The 20,762-nt window shown below is 43.8% G+C and carries 18 protein-coding genes and 1 pseudogene; 10 read left to right on the top strand and 9 right to left on the bottom strand.

What is annotated here, in order from left to right; genetic code table 11:
* Nucleotides 1-191: 191 nt before the first annotated feature.
* The 7 genes from BLP80_RS10805 to hemE all read right to left on the bottom strand — a co-directional run bounded on the left by BLP80_RS10805 (nucleotide 192) and on the right by hemE (nucleotide 11,531).
* Nucleotides 192-797: a reverse transcriptase family protein gene (locus BLP80_RS10805; RefSeq protein ID WP_218120432.1), complete on the bottom strand. Its 606-nt coding sequence runs from the start codon at nucleotides 795-797 to the stop codon at nucleotides 192-194.
* A 389-nt stretch (nucleotides 798-1,186) separates the two neighbouring features.
* Nucleotides 1,187-2,776 (bottom strand): SulP family inorganic anion transporter, encoded by a 1,590-nt coding sequence (locus BLP80_RS10815; RefSeq protein ID WP_090543138.1) that lies wholly within the window; start codon nucleotides 2,774-2,776, stop codon nucleotides 1,187-1,189.
* A 40-nt stretch (nucleotides 2,777-2,816) separates the two neighbouring features.
* A complete protein-coding gene (locus tag BLP80_RS10820) occupies nucleotides 2,817-4,703 on the bottom strand; it encodes a proton-conducting transporter transmembrane domain-containing protein (RefSeq protein ID WP_218120433.1) in 1,887 nt (628 codons plus the stop codon).
* 12 nt (nucleotides 4,704-4,715) lie between these two features.
* Entirely contained in the window at nucleotides 4,716-7,250 is a 2,535-nt protein-coding gene (locus BLP80_RS10825; RefSeq protein WP_090543140.1) for a YbcC family protein, read from the bottom strand.
* A 1,188-nt stretch (nucleotides 7,251-8,438) separates the two neighbouring features.
* A complete protein-coding gene (locus BLP80_RS10830) occupies nucleotides 8,439-9,752 on the bottom strand; it encodes a sensor histidine kinase (protein ID WP_090543142.1) in 1,314 nt (437 codons plus the stop codon).
* On the bottom strand, nucleotides 9,739-10,422 hold the full coding sequence (locus BLP80_RS10835) for a response regulator transcription factor (RefSeq protein WP_090543144.1): 684 nt from the start codon (nucleotides 10,420-10,422) through the stop codon (nucleotides 9,739-9,741). Before BLP80_RS10835 ends, BLP80_RS10830 begins: the two co-directional genes overlap by 14 nt.
* A gap of 41 nt (nucleotides 10,423-10,463) precedes the next feature.
* Nucleotides 10,464-11,531: a uroporphyrinogen decarboxylase gene (hemE, locus tag BLP80_RS10840; RefSeq protein WP_090543146.1), complete on the bottom strand. Its 1,068-nt coding sequence runs from the start codon at nucleotides 11,529-11,531 to the stop codon at nucleotides 10,464-10,466.
* Between the two features lie 532 nt (nucleotides 11,532-12,063).
* Between hemE and rpsF the strand changes: the two genes are divergently transcribed.
* From rpsF to dnaB, 5 genes are all read left to right on the top strand, one after another.
* Nucleotides 12,064-12,495 carry a 30S ribosomal protein S6 gene (gene rpsF / locus BLP80_RS10845; RefSeq protein ID WP_090543148.1) on the top strand — a complete coding sequence of 144 codons (432 nt, stop codon included), beginning with the start codon at nucleotides 12,064-12,066 and terminating at the stop codon, nucleotides 12,493-12,495.
* A gap of 14 nt (nucleotides 12,496-12,509) precedes the next feature.
* Nucleotides 12,510-12,806: a primosomal replication protein N gene (priB, locus tag BLP80_RS10850; protein ID WP_090543150.1), complete on the top strand. Its 297-nt coding sequence runs from the start codon at nucleotides 12,510-12,512 to the stop codon at nucleotides 12,804-12,806.
* A 25-nt stretch (nucleotides 12,807-12,831) separates the two neighbouring features.
* Nucleotides 12,832-13,110 carry a 30S ribosomal protein S18 gene (gene rpsR, locus BLP80_RS10855; RefSeq protein WP_090543152.1) on the top strand — a complete coding sequence of 93 codons (279 nt, stop codon included), beginning with the start codon at nucleotides 12,832-12,834 and terminating at the stop codon, nucleotides 13,108-13,110.
* 18 nt (nucleotides 13,111-13,128) lie between these two features.
* Nucleotides 13,129-13,584, top strand: coding sequence for a 50S ribosomal protein L9 (gene rplI, locus BLP80_RS10860; protein ID WP_090543154.1), 456 nt, complete (start codon nucleotides 13,129-13,131; stop codon nucleotides 13,582-13,584).
* Between the two features lie 108 nt (nucleotides 13,585-13,692).
* Nucleotides 13,693-15,087, top strand: coding sequence for a replicative DNA helicase (gene dnaB / locus BLP80_RS10865; RefSeq protein WP_090543156.1), 1,395 nt, complete (start codon nucleotides 13,693-13,695; stop codon nucleotides 15,085-15,087).
* A 43-nt stretch (nucleotides 15,088-15,130) separates the two neighbouring features.
* Here the strand turns inward: dnaB and BLP80_RS10870 are convergent, their stop codons facing one another.
* Nucleotides 15,131-16,645, bottom strand: a complete 1,515-nt coding sequence (locus tag BLP80_RS10870; RefSeq protein ID WP_090543158.1) for a YifB family Mg chelatase-like AAA ATPase — start codon at nucleotides 16,643-16,645, stop codon at nucleotides 15,131-15,133.
* Between the two features lie 113 nt (nucleotides 16,646-16,758).
* Nucleotides 16,759-17,040, bottom strand: coding sequence for an accessory factor UbiK family protein (locus BLP80_RS10875; protein WP_090543160.1), 282 nt, complete (start codon nucleotides 17,038-17,040; stop codon nucleotides 16,759-16,761).
* Between the two features lie 185 nt (nucleotides 17,041-17,225).
* On the opposite strand from BLP80_RS10875, the gene BLP80_RS10880 reads away from it, so the two are divergent.
* The 5 genes and pseudogenes from BLP80_RS10880 (at nucleotide 17,226) to BLP80_RS10895 (ending at nucleotide 20,758) form a co-directional block, all read left to right on the top strand.
* Complete coding sequence (locus tag BLP80_RS10880) at nucleotides 17,226-18,227, top strand: aminoglycoside phosphotransferase family protein (protein WP_090543176.1); 1,002 nt, start codon at nucleotides 17,226-17,228, stop codon at nucleotides 18,225-18,227.
* Between the two features lie 3 nt (nucleotides 18,228-18,230).
* Nucleotides 18,231-18,941 carry an N-acetylmuramate alpha-1-phosphate uridylyltransferase MurU gene (murU, locus tag BLP80_RS10885; RefSeq protein WP_256325053.1) on the top strand — a complete coding sequence of 237 codons (711 nt, stop codon included), beginning with the start codon at nucleotides 18,231-18,233 and terminating at the stop codon, nucleotides 18,939-18,941.
* Nucleotides 18,942-19,167: 226 nt separating this feature from the next.
* A complete protein-coding gene (locus BLP80_RS16680; protein ID WP_371128825.1) occupies nucleotides 19,168-19,365 on the top strand; it encodes a hypothetical protein in 198 nt (65 codons plus the stop codon).
* Nucleotides 19,352-19,909: pseudogene (locus BLP80_RS10890) on the top strand (IS982 family transposase). The gene BLP80_RS16680 and the pseudogene BLP80_RS10890 overlap by 14 nt, the downstream one beginning before the upstream one ends.
* A 45-nt stretch (nucleotides 19,910-19,954) precedes the next feature.
* Complete coding sequence (locus BLP80_RS10895; RefSeq protein WP_090543161.1) at nucleotides 19,955-20,758, top strand: TrmH family RNA methyltransferase; 804 nt, start codon at nucleotides 19,955-19,957, stop codon at nucleotides 20,756-20,758.
* Nucleotides 20,759-20,762: the final 4 nt, after the last annotated feature.

Genomic DNA, 20,762 nt, shown 5'->3' on the forward strand with positions numbered 1-20,762 from the left:
GAGGGTCGATTCCTCCATCATCTATAGAGCTTAAGCTCAGCTTTACGCAAATAATTTTGCGTTTGTTGCGCGTCTACAGCGCACTTGCGGCGTGCTTTGATACCGTTCCAGCACCACGCCGTCGCTCATGATGCCGCTGTTCAGATACGCTCGTATCAGCCGGATGATCCCAGCGTCGTCGATGCGTTTCTTCAGGCGGTCAATGAGGATGTCGTGATTGACGCGATCAAAGAATTTCTCCAAATCGACATCGACCACGACCACGATCTTCCGTCCCGTCTGGATGTAGCCTGCGCCGCGAGAATCGCGTCGTGGGCTCGCCTTCCCGGTCGGAAGCCGTAGCTGTGTTCGCTGAATGTCAGGTCGAGCATCGGTTGCAGCACCGCTTGCTGGATCAGCCGATCCGTGACCGTCGGGATGCCCAGCTCGCGCTCGCCGCCGTCCGGTTTCGGGATTCTGACCCGTCGTACCGGACTGGGCCGGTACGTCTCCCGCAGCAGTTGTCCCCGAATTTTCGGCCACGCCGTAATGAGGTGGCGTCCAGTCTGCTCGATATTCAGACCATCGACCCCCGCCGCCCCTTTGTTGGCTTTGACCCGTTTCCACGCTCGCTGCAGGTTCTCTCTCGCCAGGACGGCTTGCAGCAGCCCCGGCCCTATGCTCTCGGTGTCTTGTCGCGGGTCGCCCGCTTCGTCGCTGACGGGATCACGCCCGGCTTCACCGTGCGCTACGCCTGCCCGCTCTGCTCGCGCAGACTTCTGACGCATTGCGTTCAACATCAACATGGCCTCGAACATTTCCCCTCGTTCGGCCCTTCGTCCCTTGCTGGCGACTACTACGGCCTCTGCTGACTTCTCGCTCCACCTTGCAGTGTCAGCCTTTTAGCCATGAGGCGAGATCTCCCCGGGTAAGAACGCACTCCTTCACTGCACAACCGCCGGATTTACGCCCACTCGCCCTGCTCGGCAACGCCTTCTATCCAGTTCTTGTCCATCGGCTCGCAGCTTCGCTCCACGCTTCCTCCCCACAATCGGTCGCCCTCATGCAGTTGCACTTCGCTTCGTTCGCTGTGATCAACTTACGGAAGGACTTTCACCTCCAAGAGTGCGCCCGTGCCGGGCGCACGCAAGAAAAAGGGGCGCCATTTCTGGCACCCCTCAAATATGATTAAATGCAATAACTAAATTTAACTTTTCCGGACTTTCCTACCCGACAGTGGATGGCTAGAAAATGGCTCAAATCGCTCAAAGCCTCTAACATCGACAACACCACCACCGCGCGTATATTCATCTTCAAAATGATCTAGAAACTCCATAAAAGTATGATCAACCAAATTCGCGTTCTGAAAATCGATCACTACTTCCTTGCCAGGCTTAAATTGATTAAATACCTTTTTAAAGCCTATCAAATTAGAGAATATAGCTGAATCACGAATTGTTAGATAATACTTATCATTCTCCTCCTTTAGCTCATATCTCGCAGAAAAAAGATTGCTCAATTTTGCACCATTGACAATATGAAAGAGAAATTTGACCAAAATACCGGAGGCAACTCCCATGAGCAAATCAGTTGCAACCGTCACAGCAATGGTGACAACAAAAATTGTCAGTTGCTCGCTACCAATTTTGTAGGTTTTGAAGAATTCATGCGGATGCGCGAGGCGCCATCCGACAAATACTAGCATCGCTGCCAATGCTGCATTTGGAATCATCTCAATGATTGGAATCATTAGTAACATCGATATAAACAAGAAGAATCCGTGGAAGAAATTTGCCCAGCGCGTCCTCGCTCCAAAACCGATGTTAGCAGAGCTACGAGCCACTTCCGATATCGCTGGAGAACCTCCCAGTACAGCGGCAAGCGTGTTACCTGCGCCCACCGCAATCAGATCCTTGTTGAAATGAGACTGACGTTTCCATGGATCCATATTATCGATAGCCTTGACTGTAAGACAAGACTCAAGACTTCCAATAACCAAGAACATCACAACATATTTCCAGAAAGTAACGGTACCAATACCCGAGAAATCCGCATTAAAGCCAAGAACTCCCCAGAAATCTCCGATCTGAACAAGCGCATGCGCCCCTTGAGTTGTCTTGTAATCGAAAAATATCGTTGCAGGTATTGCTATCAGTAATACGAGCATTGGTGCCGGAATTTTTTTGGCTAGCGGATTCTTTATTTTTGGCATGATCAACATGAGCGCGAGGCTGATTAATCCAACCACTGCGATAGGCCAATTAGGATTCATAAGAGACTTTGGCAACGCAGCATAGAGCGCAACAGGATTCATTCCCTTCAGATCTGCTGGATCAATTCCCAACATGATATGAGCTTGCTTGGAAATAATGATCAGCCCAATAGCAGCCAGCATTCCATGGACAGCTGAGTGTGGAAAGAAATCACTCAATGAACCCGCTTTCAGAAAACCTATGACAACTTGAAGAAATCCAGCAACGACCATCACTCCCAGCGCCATACGCCAACCTTCTATTCCGCCACCAAACTCCATTACACATCCAGCAACAATAGTAATCAACCCAGCTGCCGGCCCTTTGATCGTCAAAGAAGAACCAGCAAAAAAGGCAACCAACAAGCCTCCTATCATGGCAGTCAGCACACCCATTGCAGGAGGAAATTCTCCTGCCTTAGCAATCCCTAAACTAAGCGGTAATGCCAGTAGAAAAACAAAAAAACCTGCCATAAAATCATATTTAAAGTTCTCTTTTAATCCAGCTAACCCATCTTTTGGAATACTTTGCTGCGATGTGTCCATCTATACCTCCAGTTATGTTAATAAAATATGCACGGCTTGATTAAGACGATCTATTTGGAACTTCATGATAAGTTTTGGCATGAGGCCCCAGGAAAATACGGGAATACATCCTTATTACCGAAAGACCTAGTAAAATGTAACTTATGGCTAGAATAATCGCGAAATCGATCTGTTCTGTATGGATATAGGTAAAAACTAAATCCACACCCAGGAAAGAAGGTGTGATAGGAAATGCCATTAGCCCGAGGCATGATAAAAAGAAGATTAATGCCAGATCTGGATGCTCATAAATATGGCCTTGAAAATCATTCCAGTCGATCTTGCCTTCGAGTGTTTTTAATCTATCTAACGCAGCAAATCCTATTATTCCTGAGAGGAGAACACCACCTAAATAAATGGCCATCTCAATGAAGTTTGATTCTTCATAAAAAGAAACGGCCAGTGTTATCCAAAAGTGATATACAACCATGAGCACCCAGCTGAATTGCGCGTTTCTTCTTTCTGTGAAAGATCTAATCACCATCAGCAAACCAACAAAAGCAAAGAATGTCGGGAACAGATAATAAATCGATTGTGGAATGCTACCTTTTGCGTAGATACAGGTAACACCAATAAAAGTACTGATGGCGATGAAGTTGAAAGCCGTATTTTCTCCTATACCATCCAGTTTTCTGCCAAGCCATTTCATCGGATTCCATAAGATAAAATATATGAATGAGTCCAAGTAAAATTCTTTGGTACTCAATAAATAGACACTATATTTAAGCTTCCTTAAGGCCCTATTCTTGTCATTAGGGAGCCGAGGAATAAAATTATAAAATTGTTCCCGAATGAGATAAGACACTACCGAAGGTGAAACTAAAATTTGGTACGTCCTTAAGAATGCATTCCCAGCCAAGTGAAAGAGTGCTAAATCATGTAATCCTATGGCCACTTCGATAAATATGATTCCAATTTGGGCAGTAGAAGAATAGGCAATCTGTGTCTTAATGGACGACTGTACGCGGGATATCAGTGTGGCCACAATACTGGTTGCTAGTCCTATTACGGCGACAAGTATAACGATAGGTGTCAGATGCTCCCAGAACGGGTAAGCTCTTAACAAAAGAAAAACACCCAAATGTACCGATAGTGAGCCATAAAAGATCGCACTGGAAGGAGTGGGCCCCTCCATGGCTCGTGGCATCCAAGAAGTAAAGGGAAGTTGTGCTGATTTCACGGCGGCGGCAAGCAAAATCATGAGCGAAATCACGATACTGATTGTCATATGACTATGAATCTGCGCCTGAACTACTTCACTATTCGTCAATTTTATGAATGTGATATTTTCGTGCCATAAATGATGACTTAACCAGATGCAAAAAAGCAGACCCATATCGGCTATACGAAATACCGTAAACACTTTCAAGGCATTTTTAACAGGCAAGAATCTATCTCTGTAGAAACCGATCAACAGAAATGAGCAGATACCCAATACCTCCCACCCAATAAACAATGTTTCAAAATTGCCTGAGAAAATGACAATGTTGTAGCCAAGATAGAACAACAATAATGCATTAAAAAAACGCTTGTACCCATTGTCACGATGTAAATAGTATGAACTGTAAACAGTTACCAACAATATCAGGAAGCTACCGATAAATAGGAAAACAGTGGTGACTTTATCGAAATAGAATGAGATAAAAAACTGATAGTCAGGCGATTCATATAAGCTAAATTCAGTGGTCTGATAGGTTGGAAAATCGCCTGGAAATAGCCAGAAAGCGATAAACAACCAGGCACAGATTAAATGAAATCCTACAGTCGCAAGTGAGGTCCAAGCAATGAATCTCTCCATTCTCGCTGGAATAAACAGACTCGCTGCAAACCCAACAAATGGAATAATAATCAGATACTTAAGAAGCGGAGCTAGTAAGAAAGTCATCATGAAACCTCATTCTTATTTAATGAGATAAACGGGCAGATTTTCTTTGGTCGCATCAACGATATGTGTCGTTGGCGCCTCGATGGCCGACTCTATGATCGGAATCGTATCAGAGATGATATCAATCGGCTGCGGCAGCGGCTTGAAAGGCACAAATTTACCATCCCTGAACAGGAAAATTTCGCGTGTTTCCGGATGCACTGCAACGATGCGTACCCACTCATTAATATAAAACTCATAAGTTGCCGCTTCTTGGTTAATCGACTTTAAAACGACATCGGGGAAATGTTCGACAATGACAAGCAGCCTAACAGGGTCATGCACCTCAATCATCTGACTTGGGAGACCCGGTCTTAAGTCACCATCGCTACCATTAGCAACACCAATCAATCCCATAATGTTATACGGAAGCTTTGTTCCCGCGCCCATTCTATAATTGTCCATGCGCGAGAAAAAATACTCCAGGTTGATCCCTCCCAAAACAGGCCCCACTGGCCTCATGACCATCAGCAGATATTTTCCATCTGGGTCAACACGGTAGTTAAAAGAGTTCATGAACGCCCTGCGATCCAAAAAGATTCTTTTGGTTAACTGACGTCTGCCCACAACACAGATTGCATTAGTGGCATGATTCAGTTCAGGCCGTGGTTCAAAAAGAGAGACCGAACGTTTGCGGACTTCTTCATGAATTTTTTCTGCTTTATCTTTGGTATTGATCGACAACAGCCTTCGTGAACGTTCCTTCGCATTAAGATCCAGTGCTTTGTTTATCACAGATACATTCTTGCGGTGCCGAGTAAGATTTTCAGGAGATAATGCATCTTCATCAAAATAAGATACTTCATCACGGGTTGTATCGTGCAAACCACCCACAAACTGAGTGCCGCTCGGAATGTTGATTCCCCTGGGACGAAGAATCTTTCTGACTTCAGCATGATTAGCAATATGGCAAATCACACGCGCATTCACCGAGCCTGGCCTACCTGAGCAAGCACCGCAATCATAAGCGGCATAATGTGGATTATTTATGCTACTTGCGCCGTGACCAAATACATAGACAATCGGCGCAAAATGATCAATAAGTCCTATCCCTTTCAACAGATTCTCCAGATTAGTTGCCATTTCTTCAATGGTAAACCCTATTTGCAAACCATTTTCTTTATCATCTGGATTCTTATTCTCAATGGTAAGCGATGAAAGCTGATACATATGCGCGAATGACGAAGCCATTGCAGGTGCTGCAGTAGGTCTAAAAACACTAAAGGCCAATTTCAAAACAGAGAGGAATCCCAACGTCTGGGTAATTAACCAGCCATGGAAAAGAGCATGTGATAACTTGGAAAGTAGTGGTTCACTCTTCCGTGGATGGTGAGTTTCTGTTTCCTTGATCAGATGCTTGGGTGTGTTGGGCGCTGGGCATAGTTTGGTGTAAAACTTCCCATGTTCAGGCTGAAAAAAGAACTGAACGCCAAAAAATCCCGGCGTACCAAATGTTTCACATTTAGAATCAATGCCTTCAATATGACGACGAAACGAGCATTCTCTATCATCCAGACAAAACATTGCCTGAAAACTTTTATCATCTGTTATATTCTCTTGCGGTTTTTCTTGTAATTGAATTGCAGCAAGCACTTGATTGTAGTAAGACCACTCGAAAGCTTCATGCCATAATATGATAGCTTCATCAAGCTCAGTTTCTGGCACATCTGAAAAAAGTGGCTCTGGTCGATTCATCAATTTGCCAGCCAGTGGTGACCAGATTTCACCAAATTGAGCATCTAATGTATCAATTTCAAGCAAGAGCTCAAATTTGATCAAATCATGCAACGTAATATCTTTTCGGTTTAGGAAAAACTGAGGCTGATCTTCAGCTACAGCGACAATACCTGACCAGCCTTGATGAGCAAATTGTTGATCGTACAAATAATGTTCATAGAGTGACTCATCACCAACAAGAATATTTAATAATTTACTGATGCTGCAATCATCGGAAAGAAGAAGCTCCCTTGCTCTCGTTTTTTTGAAAAGGCTGATAGCACTTTCTTTTTCTAAATCTCTCATGGCGGAAAGAAAATCTCTATCGCCAATAGGAAATCCCCAAACAGATATTCCTTGATCAAGATAATTACAAAGAATTCTAAATAAGAATGGCTGAATGAGTAGATCTAAATCAATACGATAAGCTGTTTTCCAGTTAGCTCTTAACTGACCAATTCTTGCGGAGATAGAAGTGTTATATTTTTGATTGAGAAGTTTATCTATCCACTCATCAGCTCTATCCGCCCCTTTTCTCTCTGAAACAATTCTTTTCAGAACATCTTCTCTAATGCGACCAGAATGATAAAGTGCTCGATATTCCTCTAATTGAAGTTTTGTTTGATAACCAAAAATTTTTGCTGCTTTCCTAGCTGCATCATGGAATTTCATTTGCTGAAATGCATGCAGCGTATTGTGATGAATAAAATCTTTTAGGGGTGCTTGAGCGGGCAAGTAGTGCTTTAAATCATGAAGTACCTTATGTTCATCAAAAGATGAATTCTGTGTATCCATTTGAGAATCCCTGTTACCAAATTCAAGCGTATTTTCAATTATCAATTCCCACGCGAATAAGCAGCCACTATGACGATTGGATTACACAAAAGAAATTTAAAGCGAATTCATTAATAATTTTTTCTTCGAATTCATTCTTTATTTAAAAATCGCTGTAACGCCTTATTTAATAAATTATTATGAAATTTATTTACCACCAATTAAGTCAATATGAACAATAGAATATGACGTCATCACACATATATTCCTAATATTTATAGATAAAAATTAACACATTGAGCGTGAAGAATTCGTGAAGTATAGAGAACAAATTATTAAAGAAAATTCTGAGTAAGTAGCAATTTTATGAAATGAAAAATAAATAAGTTGAGAATATTTCATGAGAGGAGCGTTATTTAAACCGTTGTAAGATTTAACGGTCTTACGCAAGCTTAGCGAAGCACATTAACTCGAGGTGCCGATATTGAGTATTCCTGAAGGAATACTGGTTATGTCACTCCTCCAAGGAGAGTACAGATAACGCGTTGGACCTTCCCATTGGTTTGAGGTCTATTAACATAGGTAAATTTCTGACCGATACCGTGCTGCTGGCAAGCCGCACTAACGCATGCTGCTCGGCATCTGCATACCTTTGTGCCGTTATGTCGTTATCGCAATAGGCACAATCAATCTCATAAGAGCACTGGGAAATAATTGTGGCTATGAGGAAGCAAGCAGCGCTGACTTGGATTTGTCAGGCAGAATAGCGGCATTCAATTCGCGAAAGAAGTCGTCAATGACTACAAATTTGTGATGAGTATAACTGCCCTTTACATAGCAGCAAGCATTGGGGGGTCAAAATGAACCAGCTCACCAGGAGAGAATTTGTATACCGACGAGTTTGCGTTGTCGGTGCTCCTGGATGGCCTTCTCTATCTTGGTAAGTCTGTTCTGGGCATCATAGTAATAAGCGGATGAGAGCGTCTATTCAGGCTAAGCAGCTTGTTATAATCTCGCCCATTTATGAATCTGATAAATCATTACTCGACTGAGCTGGTACCGTTCTGCCAGGGTAGTTACTGTCCAACGCTATGTGTTTGCGAAAGCCACCAGCTCTCCTGGTGATCCAGTAAGATTAATCAGCAATATTTATGGATGTTCAGCTACGGTATTCTTCTAAATACCTACAACACTAGAAATTCTTATGCCTTAAGGAAAAAGGATATGAAAAACTGCTCCATTTCCAGGGGTGCTATCAACTTCAATCTTCCAATCATAGTAATCACAAATACGTTTAACAATCACGAGTCCGATTCCTAATCCCTGCGTTTTTTTAGATCCACGAAAAAAGCGTTCATAAAGAAAAGGCATGAAAGCAGGCTCAATACCAATACCTGAATCGGCAATTGATAAGCACTTATTATTAAAACTGATCCGAATAAACCCCTGCTCAGTATATTGGACCGCATTTCGTAGTATATTGACAAGAACGGTATACAATGCTTGTCTATTTAAAGTCAGCACAAGACCTGGTTTAATAGACACGTCAAGCGCAAGATTTTTTTTATATATTTCCTCACAAAACTGCTCAACTGCATCATAAACGCATTCAGCAATAGCAACAGGCTCCATCGTACCCAAAGCCTGCTCGCGCGCCAGAAAGAGTAATGCTTGTACTTGCTCACTCATACGGAAAGAGACCGCCTCGATATTTTTTATTCGAGTGTACGCTTTACTGGATAAATTTTGTTCAGCAAGCAGTAATTCACAGCTAGTCAAAATAGCTGTAATTGGAGTGCGAAGTTCATGACTAATATTGGCGGTAAACTCCTGTTCACGCTGTAGCATTCGCACGATGCGGTACTGGTAATCTTCCAGTGTGCGCGCAAGCTGCGCAACTTCTTCATCCTGGCCAGGCTGACTCAATGACACACACTGGATATTATTCGAGACCAGACCTTGTGCATTATGATTGGCGGGTAACAAACGCTTTACTCGTTCGGCCAGATCCGTTACCTGCTTTACCAACAAACCAGCAAGCAAATACCCTATCAAAAAGGCAATCGCAACAACTGTAATCAAGGATAAGACAACGAGAAACCTAAACTCACGCTGCCGCTGCTCATGAAGTCCAATTTGGTATGCAACAATAAATTTTGCGTCATCTGCATGTCTAACTAAAATACGAATTTCCTCACCATAATGGAATATTTTATGCGACCCAGAGGTCAGTCTTTGCAGATAATCAGGCAAATGCGAATCATCGGTACCGTTATGTATCATGTAACTTCTAAGACTGGATCCTACTTGCGGCGTAAAGCTGGTATGCTGACGGTAGTGATGAATCACATGATTCATCTCAGTCTTCATAATCTGTGTGATATGCGCTTCTTCAATATCATCAGAAGCAAAATAAAGACTGACAGCAAGCGCACCGACAGTGATGATAGAGAAAATTGCAAGCGCCAGCGTCACACGCAGGCGAATGCCACGCGGACGAATGCCGTATTTAGTCTTGAACACCAGAACTCAGACAGTAACCTAGACCATGAACCGTTTCAATGGGATCATATCCACCAGCTTTTGTTAAAGCCCGTCTCAGTACATGCATATGACTACGCAACGTATCACTCGTTTCCTGCTCTTCTTCCCAAGCTTCATGCTCCAGTTCCTTGCGACTGAAGACGCGCCCTGGTTCACTCATCAATAGCGCGAGTAACCGAATACACTTCGGTGGCAATTTAACATCATGATCCTTAAAACGAATCGATAACGTTCTTGGGTCAAAAGAAAGATCACCCACTTCCAATTTTCGTACAGCAACTTTTCCTTTATATCGCTTATGCATCGCGGTTAAGCGCGCTTCAACTTCTTTAAGTGCAAATGGTTTAACCAGATAATCATCCGCTCCATTCTCAAAACCGATTAGCTTATCTTCTAACGTATCACGCGCTGTTAGCATTAATATTGGCACATCAATTTCGCATTCATGACGAAGCTTGTGGCATAACGTCATACCGTCTAATTTAGGTAATTTCAGATCGAGCAAGATGACATCAAACGATTGCGTGCTTGCAAGACGAAATCCTGTCATCCCATCAAGCGCGGCATCAGCACTATGGCCACGCGACTCCAGGTAATCATAAAGATTCGTGGCTATCGCCTGGTCATCTTCGATAATGAGTATACGCATATGCAAAAAATATTGATCGTGATCGTATTAGAGACAACAAACTAATCCATATGATACTTACGACTAAGTGTATGAACAGCTTCCACAAGAGTCAATGCATTTTCGGGAGGAGTAAACTGAGAAATCCCATGACCAAGATTAAATACATGCCCGGTACCACGACCATAACTAGCCAAAACTTTTTCAACCTCAGCAGTAATCGTATCTGTTGTGGCGAATAATACCCCAGGATCAAGATTTCCTTGCAATGCAACGCTATCATGCACGCGGCGACGTGCTTCACCAATATCTATTGTCCAATCAAGCCCTATCGCATCACATTGACTATCGACCATTTTTTCCAGCCACAGCCCTCCACCCTTAGTAAAGATAATGTTGGGAATACGCACCCCATCCTGCTCACGCTTTAACCCTGCAATAATTTGCGTCATATAATTCAAAGAAAACTCCAGGTAAGCAGAATGTGACAACGCTCCACCCCAAGTATCAAATATCATGATAGCTTGGGCTCCCGCCTCAATTTGAGCATTCAAATACGCTGTGACTGCCTGCGCATTGATATCGAGAATATGGTGCAGCAGATCAGGGCGTTGATATAGCAAGGTCTTGATTTGACGGAAATCGGTGCCTCCACATCCTTCCACCATATAGCATGCAAGTGTAAATGGACTGCCGGAAAAACCGATGAGCGGAACCTGGCCACTCAATGCCTTACGAATTTGTGAAACTGCATCGATGACATAACGCAAATGCACATCAGGATCAGGCACGATAAGAGAACGTATTTCCCATTCTTCACGCAAAGGTCGCTCAAATCGTGGCCCCTCTCCTTCTGCAAAATATAACCCCAATCCCATTGCATCAGGTATGGTAAGAATGTCGGAAAATAAAATGGCAGCATCCAATGGAAAGCGGGCTAATGGCTGCATAGTTACTTCCGTGGCAAAATTAGGATTCTTGCATAACGACAGAAAATCGCCTGCACGAGCACGTGTCTGGTTGTATTCAGGCAAATAGCGTCCAGCCTGTCGCATCAGCCATACAGGAGTATATTCAGTCGGTTGACGTAGTAATGCCCGTATGAGGGTATCATTTCTTAGTTTTGTCATTGAATGATCTATCTAATTTTTATCGATAATATAATAATTATAATGGTTGACAGAAAAAATTAATTCCGTAGAAATTTTTTCCAATTTAGTTTCCAAATTAACTGCGTATGTTACCAGTGATTGGCTTTAGGTTTACACATTTCAATTAAGGAATTTTTGGACAAGTTGAATTTCCTTGTTCCTACGCAGACCGGGAACCCGGAAAACGAAATTATAACAAGGCCAAAAATCAACGAACTGAATACCCGCCTTCCCCGACCAGGGTCGAGGGTAAGCTTCTTGGACCTGACGACTTTTTTCAGAAACGCTTTAGCTAAGTAATTTATAAGGTAATTATATCCAGTGCCTCGCATCCAGTCTTCTTAGCTTCGACACACTTAATCCTAGCTTAGGATAGTAAAGTTATTTTGATGTTTTCCAATTAATTCAGTAAAATACGTTGCGTTATTATAGTGTTGTGGCTGCATTTTTTTAAACCTTGCTTCATCGCAAACATACAATATTAGCGGGAAGCTTTACCCATAGGGATATTATGAGACATTACGAAATTGTTTTTATCGTTCACCCAGATCAAAGTGAACAAGTACCTGCGATGATTGAACGCTACCGCGGGATCGTTACATCAAAAGATGGAAAAATTCATCGTGTCGAAGACTGGGGGCGCCGTCAACTTGCCTATCTTATTCAGAAAGTACACAAAGCGCACTATGTCCTAATGAATATCGAATGTAACCAGGAAACGCTAGGCGAACTTGAACATGCTTTCAAGTTCAGTGATGCTGTACTTAGGCACCTAACAATCAAAATGGATCAGGCCATCACCATACCATCAATCATGATGCAGGAAGATAAAGCCAAGCTATCTACAGCTAGCGATGACGTAGGAGATAATCCAGAAATCGCACAAAAAAGCACAGAAGCCGGGATAGAGGATATATCTGAAAAAACCAGCGCTGAAGTCTAGAATCAGGTAAGCTATTGAATTGTAATCAGACTATCATTTGCGGGAAAATTGTAAAGCTTGCCCAGTTGCGTTATACCCCTGCGGGGAAAGCAATTATAGAATTCGAGATAAGCCATCTCTCGAATAAGATTGAAGCAAGCATTCAGCGTCGGGTAACTTGCGAAATTTTTGCTGTAGCATTAGCTGATATGGCTAAAACAATTTCTGGCATGGAAGTTGGCAGCGTCGTTAAGCTAACTGGATTTCTTGCAAAAAGAAATAAAATCAGTACCCAGCTAGCATTGCATGTAACGCATATCGATACCATATAAATATTTAGGAAATAGGAAAATCACGATGAGATTCACAAGAAATAAAGATAGCAAAATCAAAGCCAAAGAAAAAATGGCTAATCGTCCATTATTTAAACGTAAAAAGTTTTGTCGCTTTACAGTAGAAGGCATCAAAACGATCGACTATAAAGATATCGATATATTGAAAGACTTTATCAGTGAGAATGGCAAAATCATTCCTGCTCGTATTACCGGAACAAAAGCATATTATCAGCGCCAGTTAAATACAGCGATAGAGCGTGCACGTTTTCTTGCGTTATTGCCCTATACTGATCGACATTGAGAGCTGAGGAGAAATATCATGCAAGTAATACTAATGGAGAAAATTGCAAGCCTCGGACAATTGGGTGACATCGTCAACGTTAAAAGAGGGTATGCTCGTAATTACCTGATACCACAAGGCAAGGCTAAATGGGCTACCGAAACGGCGATCGCTGATTTCAAATCCAAGCGTGCTGAGCTAGAGAAAAAACAGGCAGAGGCCATGACAAGTGCTCAAGCGCTCGCAGCAAAACTGGATGGATTGCTTGTGCAAATTACCCAGAAAAGTGGATTGGATGGTAAATTGTTTGGCTCAGTTACCAATTCAAATATCGCTGAAGCACTTAAAGATCAAGGCTATTCTATTGATAAATCAATGATTCGTATGCCAGAAGGCCAACTCAAACAAGTAGGTGATTATACGCTTACCATCGCTCTGCATAGTGATGTATCGGCACATATTACCGTGTCAGTTCTGGGCGAAGCTACTGCCTAAGCGCTTCTAATTTTATTATGAAAAGGACTGGCAACAGTCCTTTTTTTATTCTCATCATTCAATGATAGAATCTTTTCTATCAGTGTTTGTAGATTCTATCGGATTCCTATGGTTCAATCCCCAATTAGCATAGCTCATAATGAGTTATTAGAAATTTACAAGACACCACCTCATTCAGTTGAAGCCGAACAATCGGTATTAGGTGGATTAATGCTGGATAATCACGCATGGGACAAAATAGCAGATATCATTACTCACACCGACTTTTATCGGCAAGATCATCAGCTCATCTATCACCATATCTGCAACCTAATAGAGCAAAATAAACCTGCTGATGTTATTACTGTAGCGGAATCACTTGAAAACACAGCTGAATTACAGAATGTTGGAGGACTGGCTTATATCGGTTCGATAGTACAAAATACGCCAACAGCTGCTAATATCCGCCGCTATGCTGAAATAGTGAGAGAACGCTCCATTATGCGTAAGCTTGCTCAGATCAGCACACAAATCGCCGACTCTGCCTATAATCCGGCAGGACGTTCTGCATCAAACCTCTTGGACGAAGCAGAAAGCAAAATATTTGAGATTGCTGAAATTGGTGCTCGTGGCAAGCAGGGGTTTATCGATATCCAGCCGCTATTAAAGCAGGTCGTAGAACGTATTGAAATGCTGTATAGCCGCGACAATCCGAGTGATGTCACGGGCATTGCATCTGGTTTTCATGATTTAGACCAGAAAACCTCAGGCTTTCAGCCTGGAGACCTTATCATCGTGGCAGGTAGGCCATCTATGGGAAAAACAGCTTTTGCCCTTAATATTGCAGAACATGTGGCATTAGCACTCAATAAACCAGCTGCTGTATTTAGTATGGAAATGGGTGGCGCACAACTCGCGATGCGTATGCTGGGCTCAATAGGCAGGCTTGATCAACACAAGGTGCGCACTGGACGCCTGGAAGATGAAGATTGGCCAAAACTCACTCATGCATTGGGAAAATTGAATGACGCACCTATCTTTATTGATGAAAGCGCTGCATTAAATGCCCTGGAACTTAGGGCCCGATCACGACGACTTTATCGTCAGCATGGAGAACTGGGATTAATCGTAGTCGATTACCTCCAGCTCATGTCTTCTCATACCCAAAGTGAAAACCGCGCTACTGAAATTTCTGAGATTTCGCGATCCCTCAAAGCTTTGGCGAAAGAGTTACAGGTACCTGTCATTGCGTTGTCACAACTTAATCGTAGCCTGGAGCAGCGGCCCAACCCGCACAAACGCCCGGTTATGTCCGATTTGCGTGAATCAGGCGCCATAGAACAAGATGCGGATGTCATTCTGTTCATTTACCGAGATGAAGTATACAACCCAGATACCCAGGATAAAGGAATCGCCGAGATCATTATTGGCAAACAACGCAATGGCCCAATTGGAAAAGTCGATTTAACCTTTCTAGGGGAATATACACGCTTTGAGAATTGCGCCCGACCTGAATATTATTGAGCGGGCAACCGATTGGTCCGCACTTCGATCAGTAAAAAATTTACTAGTCTCGATCCAATCGTCGATATTGTATGGCTTCTGCTATATGCCTGCTATTAATCTGCTCACTTGCTGCCAAATCTGCGATAGTGCGCGCCAGCTTTAAGATACGATGATACGCCCGTGCAGAAATATTCAAACGGGAAAATGCATGCTCCAATAAATGCTTACCCTGTTCATCCAGTTTGCAATGTTTATCTATCTCATGCACCTTCAAAACAGCATTCGTAGCATTCTGCCGCGCGAGTTGATACTGACGAGCAGTCTCGACACGTGCCCTCACCATGCGGCTTGATTCACTTTTCCCTTGATGCAGTAAATCCTGTTGCGGTACCGCGGGTACTTCAATCTGCATATCGATACGATCAAGTAGCGGGCCAGATATTTTTCCACGATAGCGCGCCACCTGATCAGGCGTACAGCGGCACTTCCCACCATAATGACCTAGATAACCACAAGGGCATGGATTCATCGCGGCGATTAACTGAAATCTCGCAGGAAAATTAGCTTGCCGTGCTGCTCGAGAAATTGTGATATAACCCGACTCGAGTGGTTCGCGGAGTACCTCCAATACTCTGCGGTCAAACTCCGGCAATTCATCCAGAAATAACACACCATGCATTGCCAGAGAAATTTCTCCTGGGCGAGGAACGCTGCCACCCCCCACCATGGCAACGGCTGATGCGGTATGATGAGGCGAACGAAAAGGGCGACGCTTCCAGTTAGTGATATCGAAGTGTCCGCTCGCAAGCGACTGCATGGCAGCGAATTCAAGCGCTTCTTGCTCCGTCATAGCGGGAAGAATGCCAGGAAGGCGTGCAGCCAGCATCGATTTTCCTGTACCCGGTGGTCCAATCATCAAAACACTATGACCACCCGCAGCAGCAATCTCCAGTACACGCTTAGCATGTGCCTGACCTTTTACTTCAGCCAGATCCGAGTGACAGTCTAAATCATTCGCATTGATAACATCAATTTCAGAAGGTGCTACGTGCTGCTGTAACGACTCATGCCCGGTTAAATGTGCGCAGATCTGAAGTAAAGATGTTGCAGGATAAACGACCGCCTCTTTGACCAGGGAAGCTTCTGCAGCATTGTACTGCGGTAGCACAAAGCTGCGCCCTGATCGTAATGCGCCATAGGTCATGGCTAACGCACCATGGATAGGTCGCAACGCCCCACTTAAGGAAAGCTCACCTACCCATTCATACTGATCGAGCTTATCAGCAGGTATTTGTCCGGTTGCAGCCAGTATGCCAAGTGCGATAGGCAAATCAAATCGACCACTTTCCTTGGGCAAATCCGCTGGTGCAAGATTGACTGTAACACGCTGCGCTGGGAATTTGAATCGCCCATTTTGTAGCGCAGCCCGCACTCTATCTTTACTTTCCTTTACTTCCGTCTCAGGTAATCCAACAATCGTGAAACTGGGTAAACCATTAGATAAATGGGTCTCCACGGTGACCAGTGGCGCCTCCATACCTGATAGTGCACGACTATAAAGGATAGCCAGCGACATGAAGAATAAGGAGTATAATAGAAATATCTCCTGTTATCAGAGAGTTAATAAACTCACAACAGGGAAACCGCGCAACCAGAAATCTAACTATCAGGAAATATTTACTCTAAATTCTAGCCTTCATAATTTGCATCGCCCGCAACAGTATCTGAGGCAGTAGGCTTCAATTGATTCTCCAGTGCCGCAACTTTTTCTTCTAGCTCGGTCAATTTTGCGCGTGTACGTTTAAGCACTTCTTGTTGCACATCAAACTCTTCACGCGTCACCACATCCAAGTGAGAAAGCATGCTTGTCAGCATGGCGCGCATATTCCTTTCAATATCCTTAGCTGGACTTTGCGCCACAATTTCACTGATCTTGGCGCCGATTTCATCCAAAACGTTTTTGTTAATCATTTTTTTCTCCATTAGCATTGATTAATTACCGAGTACCGACTATATAAGCCTGGTTACGGCATTTACAAGATAAAATCGCATACTTCAAACAAATAGGCAACCAGTAAACGAGTATCGAAGACTGTTACAAAACAAAATCCTGTGCGATGATCCTTTTCTTTTTTATACAATATTGATTCATGACTATCGAACGTTTGCAACTTCTGGAGAATTGGATAAAAGCAGAATTTCCTGGTAAATCTTTCGAGCTTTCCCCTGTTTCTGCTGATGCCAGTTTTCGTCGTTATTTTCGTATCACGATAGATACACAAACCATGGTTGCCATGGATGCGCCACCGCAGCTGGAAAACTGTACGCCTTTCCTCCATGCAGCTAAAGTATTTGCCACAGCAAACGTTCATGTACCTATTATATTGGCACAGAACCTGACGCAAGGCTTTTTATTACTCTCTGACCTGGGAAGCACCACTTACTTACAAACACTGGAAACAAATCCAGCCGCCGCGGATGAGCTTTATAAGGATGCAATCGATGCGCTGATTAAGATTCAGCTGATCAGTCAGGTGCATACATTCCCTGAATACGATGAAACGTTGCTCAGGAGAGAATTAGATTTATTTCCGGAGTGGTACATTATCCGGCATTTACAAGTAACACTTAATCAAAAGCAGGTCAATGACATGACCATCGTCTTCTCACGCATTCTTCAGAATAATCTTGCTCAGCCCCAGGTATTTGTTCATCGCGATTATCACTCCCGCAATTTAATGATGACCACCCCCAACCCGGGTATTATTGATTTTCAGGATGCAGTCCATGGTCCGATTACCTACGATCTGGTTTCTCTATTTAAAGATGCCTATATTCATTGGGAAGAAGCACAGATATTGGACTGGGTCATCCGTTACTGGGAAAAAGCGCGCAAGGCAGGGCTCCCCGTAACGGCTGATTTCTCCGATTTTTATCGAGATTTTGAGTGGATGGGTATCCAACGTCATCTCAAAGTACTGGGTATTTTCGCACGGCTTTACCATCGAGATCATAAAGATGCCTATCTCAGAAATATGCCACTGGTTATGGATTATTTACGCAAGGCATGCAAACGCTATCGGGAGCTTCATCCACTGTTTGGTCTATTGGATCAGCTTGAAGGCATTCAATCCACAAAGATTGGTTATACCTTCTAAGAGATGTTAGATCATTCATTTAAAGCCATGATTCTAGCAGCAGGCCGAGGCGAGCGCATGCGCCCTCTGACCGATACGTTACCCAAGCCATTGCTTCGTGCCGGAAATCGAATGCTGATCGAATATCATCTACAAAATCTGGCACGGGCTGGTTTTATGGATATCGTCATTAATCATGCTTATCTAGGTTACAAGATCGAATCGGCATTAGGTGATGGTCAGCGCTATGGACTCACTATTACTTATTCAAAAGAGACTACCATACTGGAAACAGCTGGTGGAATAGCCAACGCGCTCCCCCTGTTAACTAATCTCTCGGCAAGCCAGCCTTTCCTGGTCATCAATGCGGATATATTTTGCCAGATGGATTACCGCACCTTACTAGCGGTATTGCAGCGATTCCAAACAAATCCTGATGGCGATCTTGCTCATTTAATCCTGGTCGATAACCCCTCTCATCATCCTGACGGTGACTTTTTTCTAAAGCAGGGTCGGCTCGCAGCATCTGGGCATCATAGGCTCACTTTTAGCGGCATTGGTGTGTATCACCCTACACTCTTCAACCAGGTCGTGCCCGGCATCGCAACCAAACTCTCACCTTTATTACGCCAAGTAATCACTTCAGACAAAGCGAGCGGGGAATATTACCCAGGCATGTGGATGGATATCGGTACACCAGAACGATTGCAATTGCTTAATGCACAGCTTTTGTGAAAGTGGCTCCGTTATTGAATTCCTCAATGATCATCCATTTATGCCAGGCTTTCAATCGATGGCATTAAGTAACGTGAGTTCGACGCAAGAAAAGCTGTAAAAGGAATCGGAATTCCTTATGATGAAACGATTTTAGGAAAGAGCTTCATCACTAGAGGATTCAGGTTCCGATGGATACTATAGCGATTTTTTGTGCGAGTGACGACTTTTGCCAGGAGTTTGAGTCGTGGTGGGGTTTCATCTGCCGGGTTACCGGACGTTTAAGCACTGTTACCTGAATCAGGTATTGAGGAATGAGCGGCCTTATTTTCCAGGGTTAGTGAGCTACAATCGTTTTGTTGAGCTGTTGCAAGGTAACGCTGGTGCCCTTGAGCTATTTTCTGATCAGCCGTTTTGGGCGCTGCAGTGGGATGAGCTTCATTGATTCGACCGAGATCAGTGCATGTCACAATCGCCGCATCTGGTCACATAAAGTAATGGCGGCGTTTGCTGCCAGGGAAAAGACCCGCGTAGATTGGTTTTATGGATTCAAGCTGCACTTAATCATTAATGACTAGGGGGAATTACTGAGTGTGAAAATAACGGCAGATCATGTCGATGATCGTGACCCGGTGCCAGAGCTGGCATGTTCTTTATTTGGGAAACTCTTTGGTGACCGGGGCTACATCTCTCAGCCGCTCTTTGAGCAACTCTGGGAGGAAGGCGTGCAACTCGTTACCAAGCTGCGTAAAAACATGAAAGGCAAGCTGCTGCCGCTGTTTGACAAACTTTTGTTGCGTAAACGCTCGATCATGGAGACTGTCAACGATCAACTAAAAAACATCTTGCAAATCGAGCCTTCCTGTCATCGCAGCCCATTTAACTTTTTTGTTAATCTGATAGCCGGGCTGGTAGCTTACGCATTCCGTGAGAAGAAGCCCTCACTTAATATCAGACCCTCTCAAGCTCTTCCAGTTGTGTTGATGTGATCCTTATGTCGAACTCACGTTAAGTAACTAATCATCCCTAAGTTCATGCATTCCATTACCTCCCGCGAACATGTTCTCTTCAAGCAGCTAGTCAAGCTGGAAAAATCATCACGGCAGCGACGATTAGATCGTTTGACGTTGCTCGACGGTACGCATCTCATTCAGGCCTATCATGCTGCACAACAAGTACCGCTCAAACTGATCGTGAATGAATCGAGATGCGAACATGCAGAAATAAAACACTTGTTGAGCGAATTTAGTAAACGCGCTGAAATCAATATCGTGATCTTCAGTGATGCCTTGTTTAGGCAGATATCCCCTGTCAAAACGCCGACCGGCATCCTGGCACTCATTGCTATCCCCCCATCCGAACCTAATACTGTTAATGACAATCAGGTATTTTGTGCATTGCTGGAAGCAATACAGGATCCCGGCAACCTGGGTTCGATACTGCGTTCAGCTGCCGCGGCTGGCATCAGTGATGTTTATTTATCCGATGATTGTGCGGATGCCTGGTCTCCCAAAACACTGCGGGCAGCAATGGGAGCACACTTCTCGCTGACCATTCATGAGCAATCTGATCTGGTACAGGTAGCCCAGCATTTTCACGGCAAAGTCATTGCCACCGCTTTACAGGCTACACAGCATCTTTATGAGACCGATCTCAACGGTCCGGTTGCATTTGTGTTTGGCAACGAGGGTGCAGGATTGTCGCAAGAAATACTCCATGCGGTCAGCGAGCAAGTCATGATTCCCATGTTGGACAATACGGAATCACTCAATGCTGCTGCTGCTGCAGCGATTTGTTTTTTTGAGAAAGTCAGGCAGCAATCCTTCTCAAATGTTTAAACAT

This window comes from Nitrosomonas sp. Nm132 (genome assembly GCF_900100485.1).
Lineage (GTDB): Bacteria > Pseudomonadota > Gammaproteobacteria > Burkholderiales > Nitrosomonadaceae > Nitrosomonas.

Excerpts from the sequence above, each read along its gene's own strand:
- BLP80_RS10870 (WP_090543158.1), bottom strand. The coding sequence starts at position 16,645 with ATGTCGCTGGCTATCCTTTATAGTCGTGCACTATCAGGTATGGAGGCG.
- BLP80_RS10805 (WP_218120432.1), bottom strand. The coding sequence starts at position 797 with ATGTTCGAGGCCATGTTGATGTTGAACGCAATGCGTCAGAAGTCTGCG.
- rpsF (WP_090543148.1), top strand. The coding sequence starts at position 12,064 with ATGAGACATTACGAAATTGTTTTTATCGTTCACCCAGATCAAAGTGAA.
- BLP80_RS10875 (WP_090543160.1), bottom strand. The coding sequence starts at position 17,040 with ATGATTAACAAAAACGTTTTGGATGAAATCGGCGCCAAGATCAGTGAA.
- BLP80_RS10835 (WP_090543144.1), bottom strand. The coding sequence starts at position 10,422 with ATGCGTATACTCATTATCGAAGATGACCAGGCGATAGCCACGAATCTT.
- rpsR (WP_090543152.1), top strand. The coding sequence starts at position 12,832 with ATGAGATTCACAAGAAATAAAGATAGCAAAATCAAAGCCAAAGAAAAA.
- hemE (WP_090543146.1), bottom strand. The coding sequence starts at position 11,531 with ATGACAAAACTAAGAAATGATACCCTCATACGGGCATTACTACGTCAA.
- murU (WP_256325053.1), top strand. The coding sequence starts at position 18,231 with ATGTTAGATCATTCATTTAAAGCCATGATTCTAGCAGCAGGCCGAGGC.
- BLP80_RS10895 (WP_090543161.1), top strand. The coding sequence starts at position 19,955 with ATGCATTCCATTACCTCCCGCGAACATGTTCTCTTCAAGCAGCTAGTC.
- BLP80_RS10825 (WP_090543140.1), bottom strand. The coding sequence starts at position 7,250 with ATGGATACACAGAATTCATCTTTTGATGAACATAAGGTACTTCATGAT.
- BLP80_RS10815 (WP_090543138.1), bottom strand. The coding sequence starts at position 2,776 with ATGGACACATCGCAGCAAAGTATTCCAAAAGATGGGTTAGCTGGATTA.
- BLP80_RS10820 (WP_218120433.1), bottom strand. The coding sequence starts at position 4,703 with ATGATGACTTTCTTACTAGCTCCGCTTCTTAAGTATCTGATTATTATT.
- rplI (WP_090543154.1), top strand. The coding sequence starts at position 13,129 with ATGCAAGTAATACTAATGGAGAAAATTGCAAGCCTCGGACAATTGGGT.
- dnaB (WP_090543156.1), top strand. The coding sequence starts at position 13,693 with ATGGTTCAATCCCCAATTAGCATAGCTCATAATGAGTTATTAGAAATT.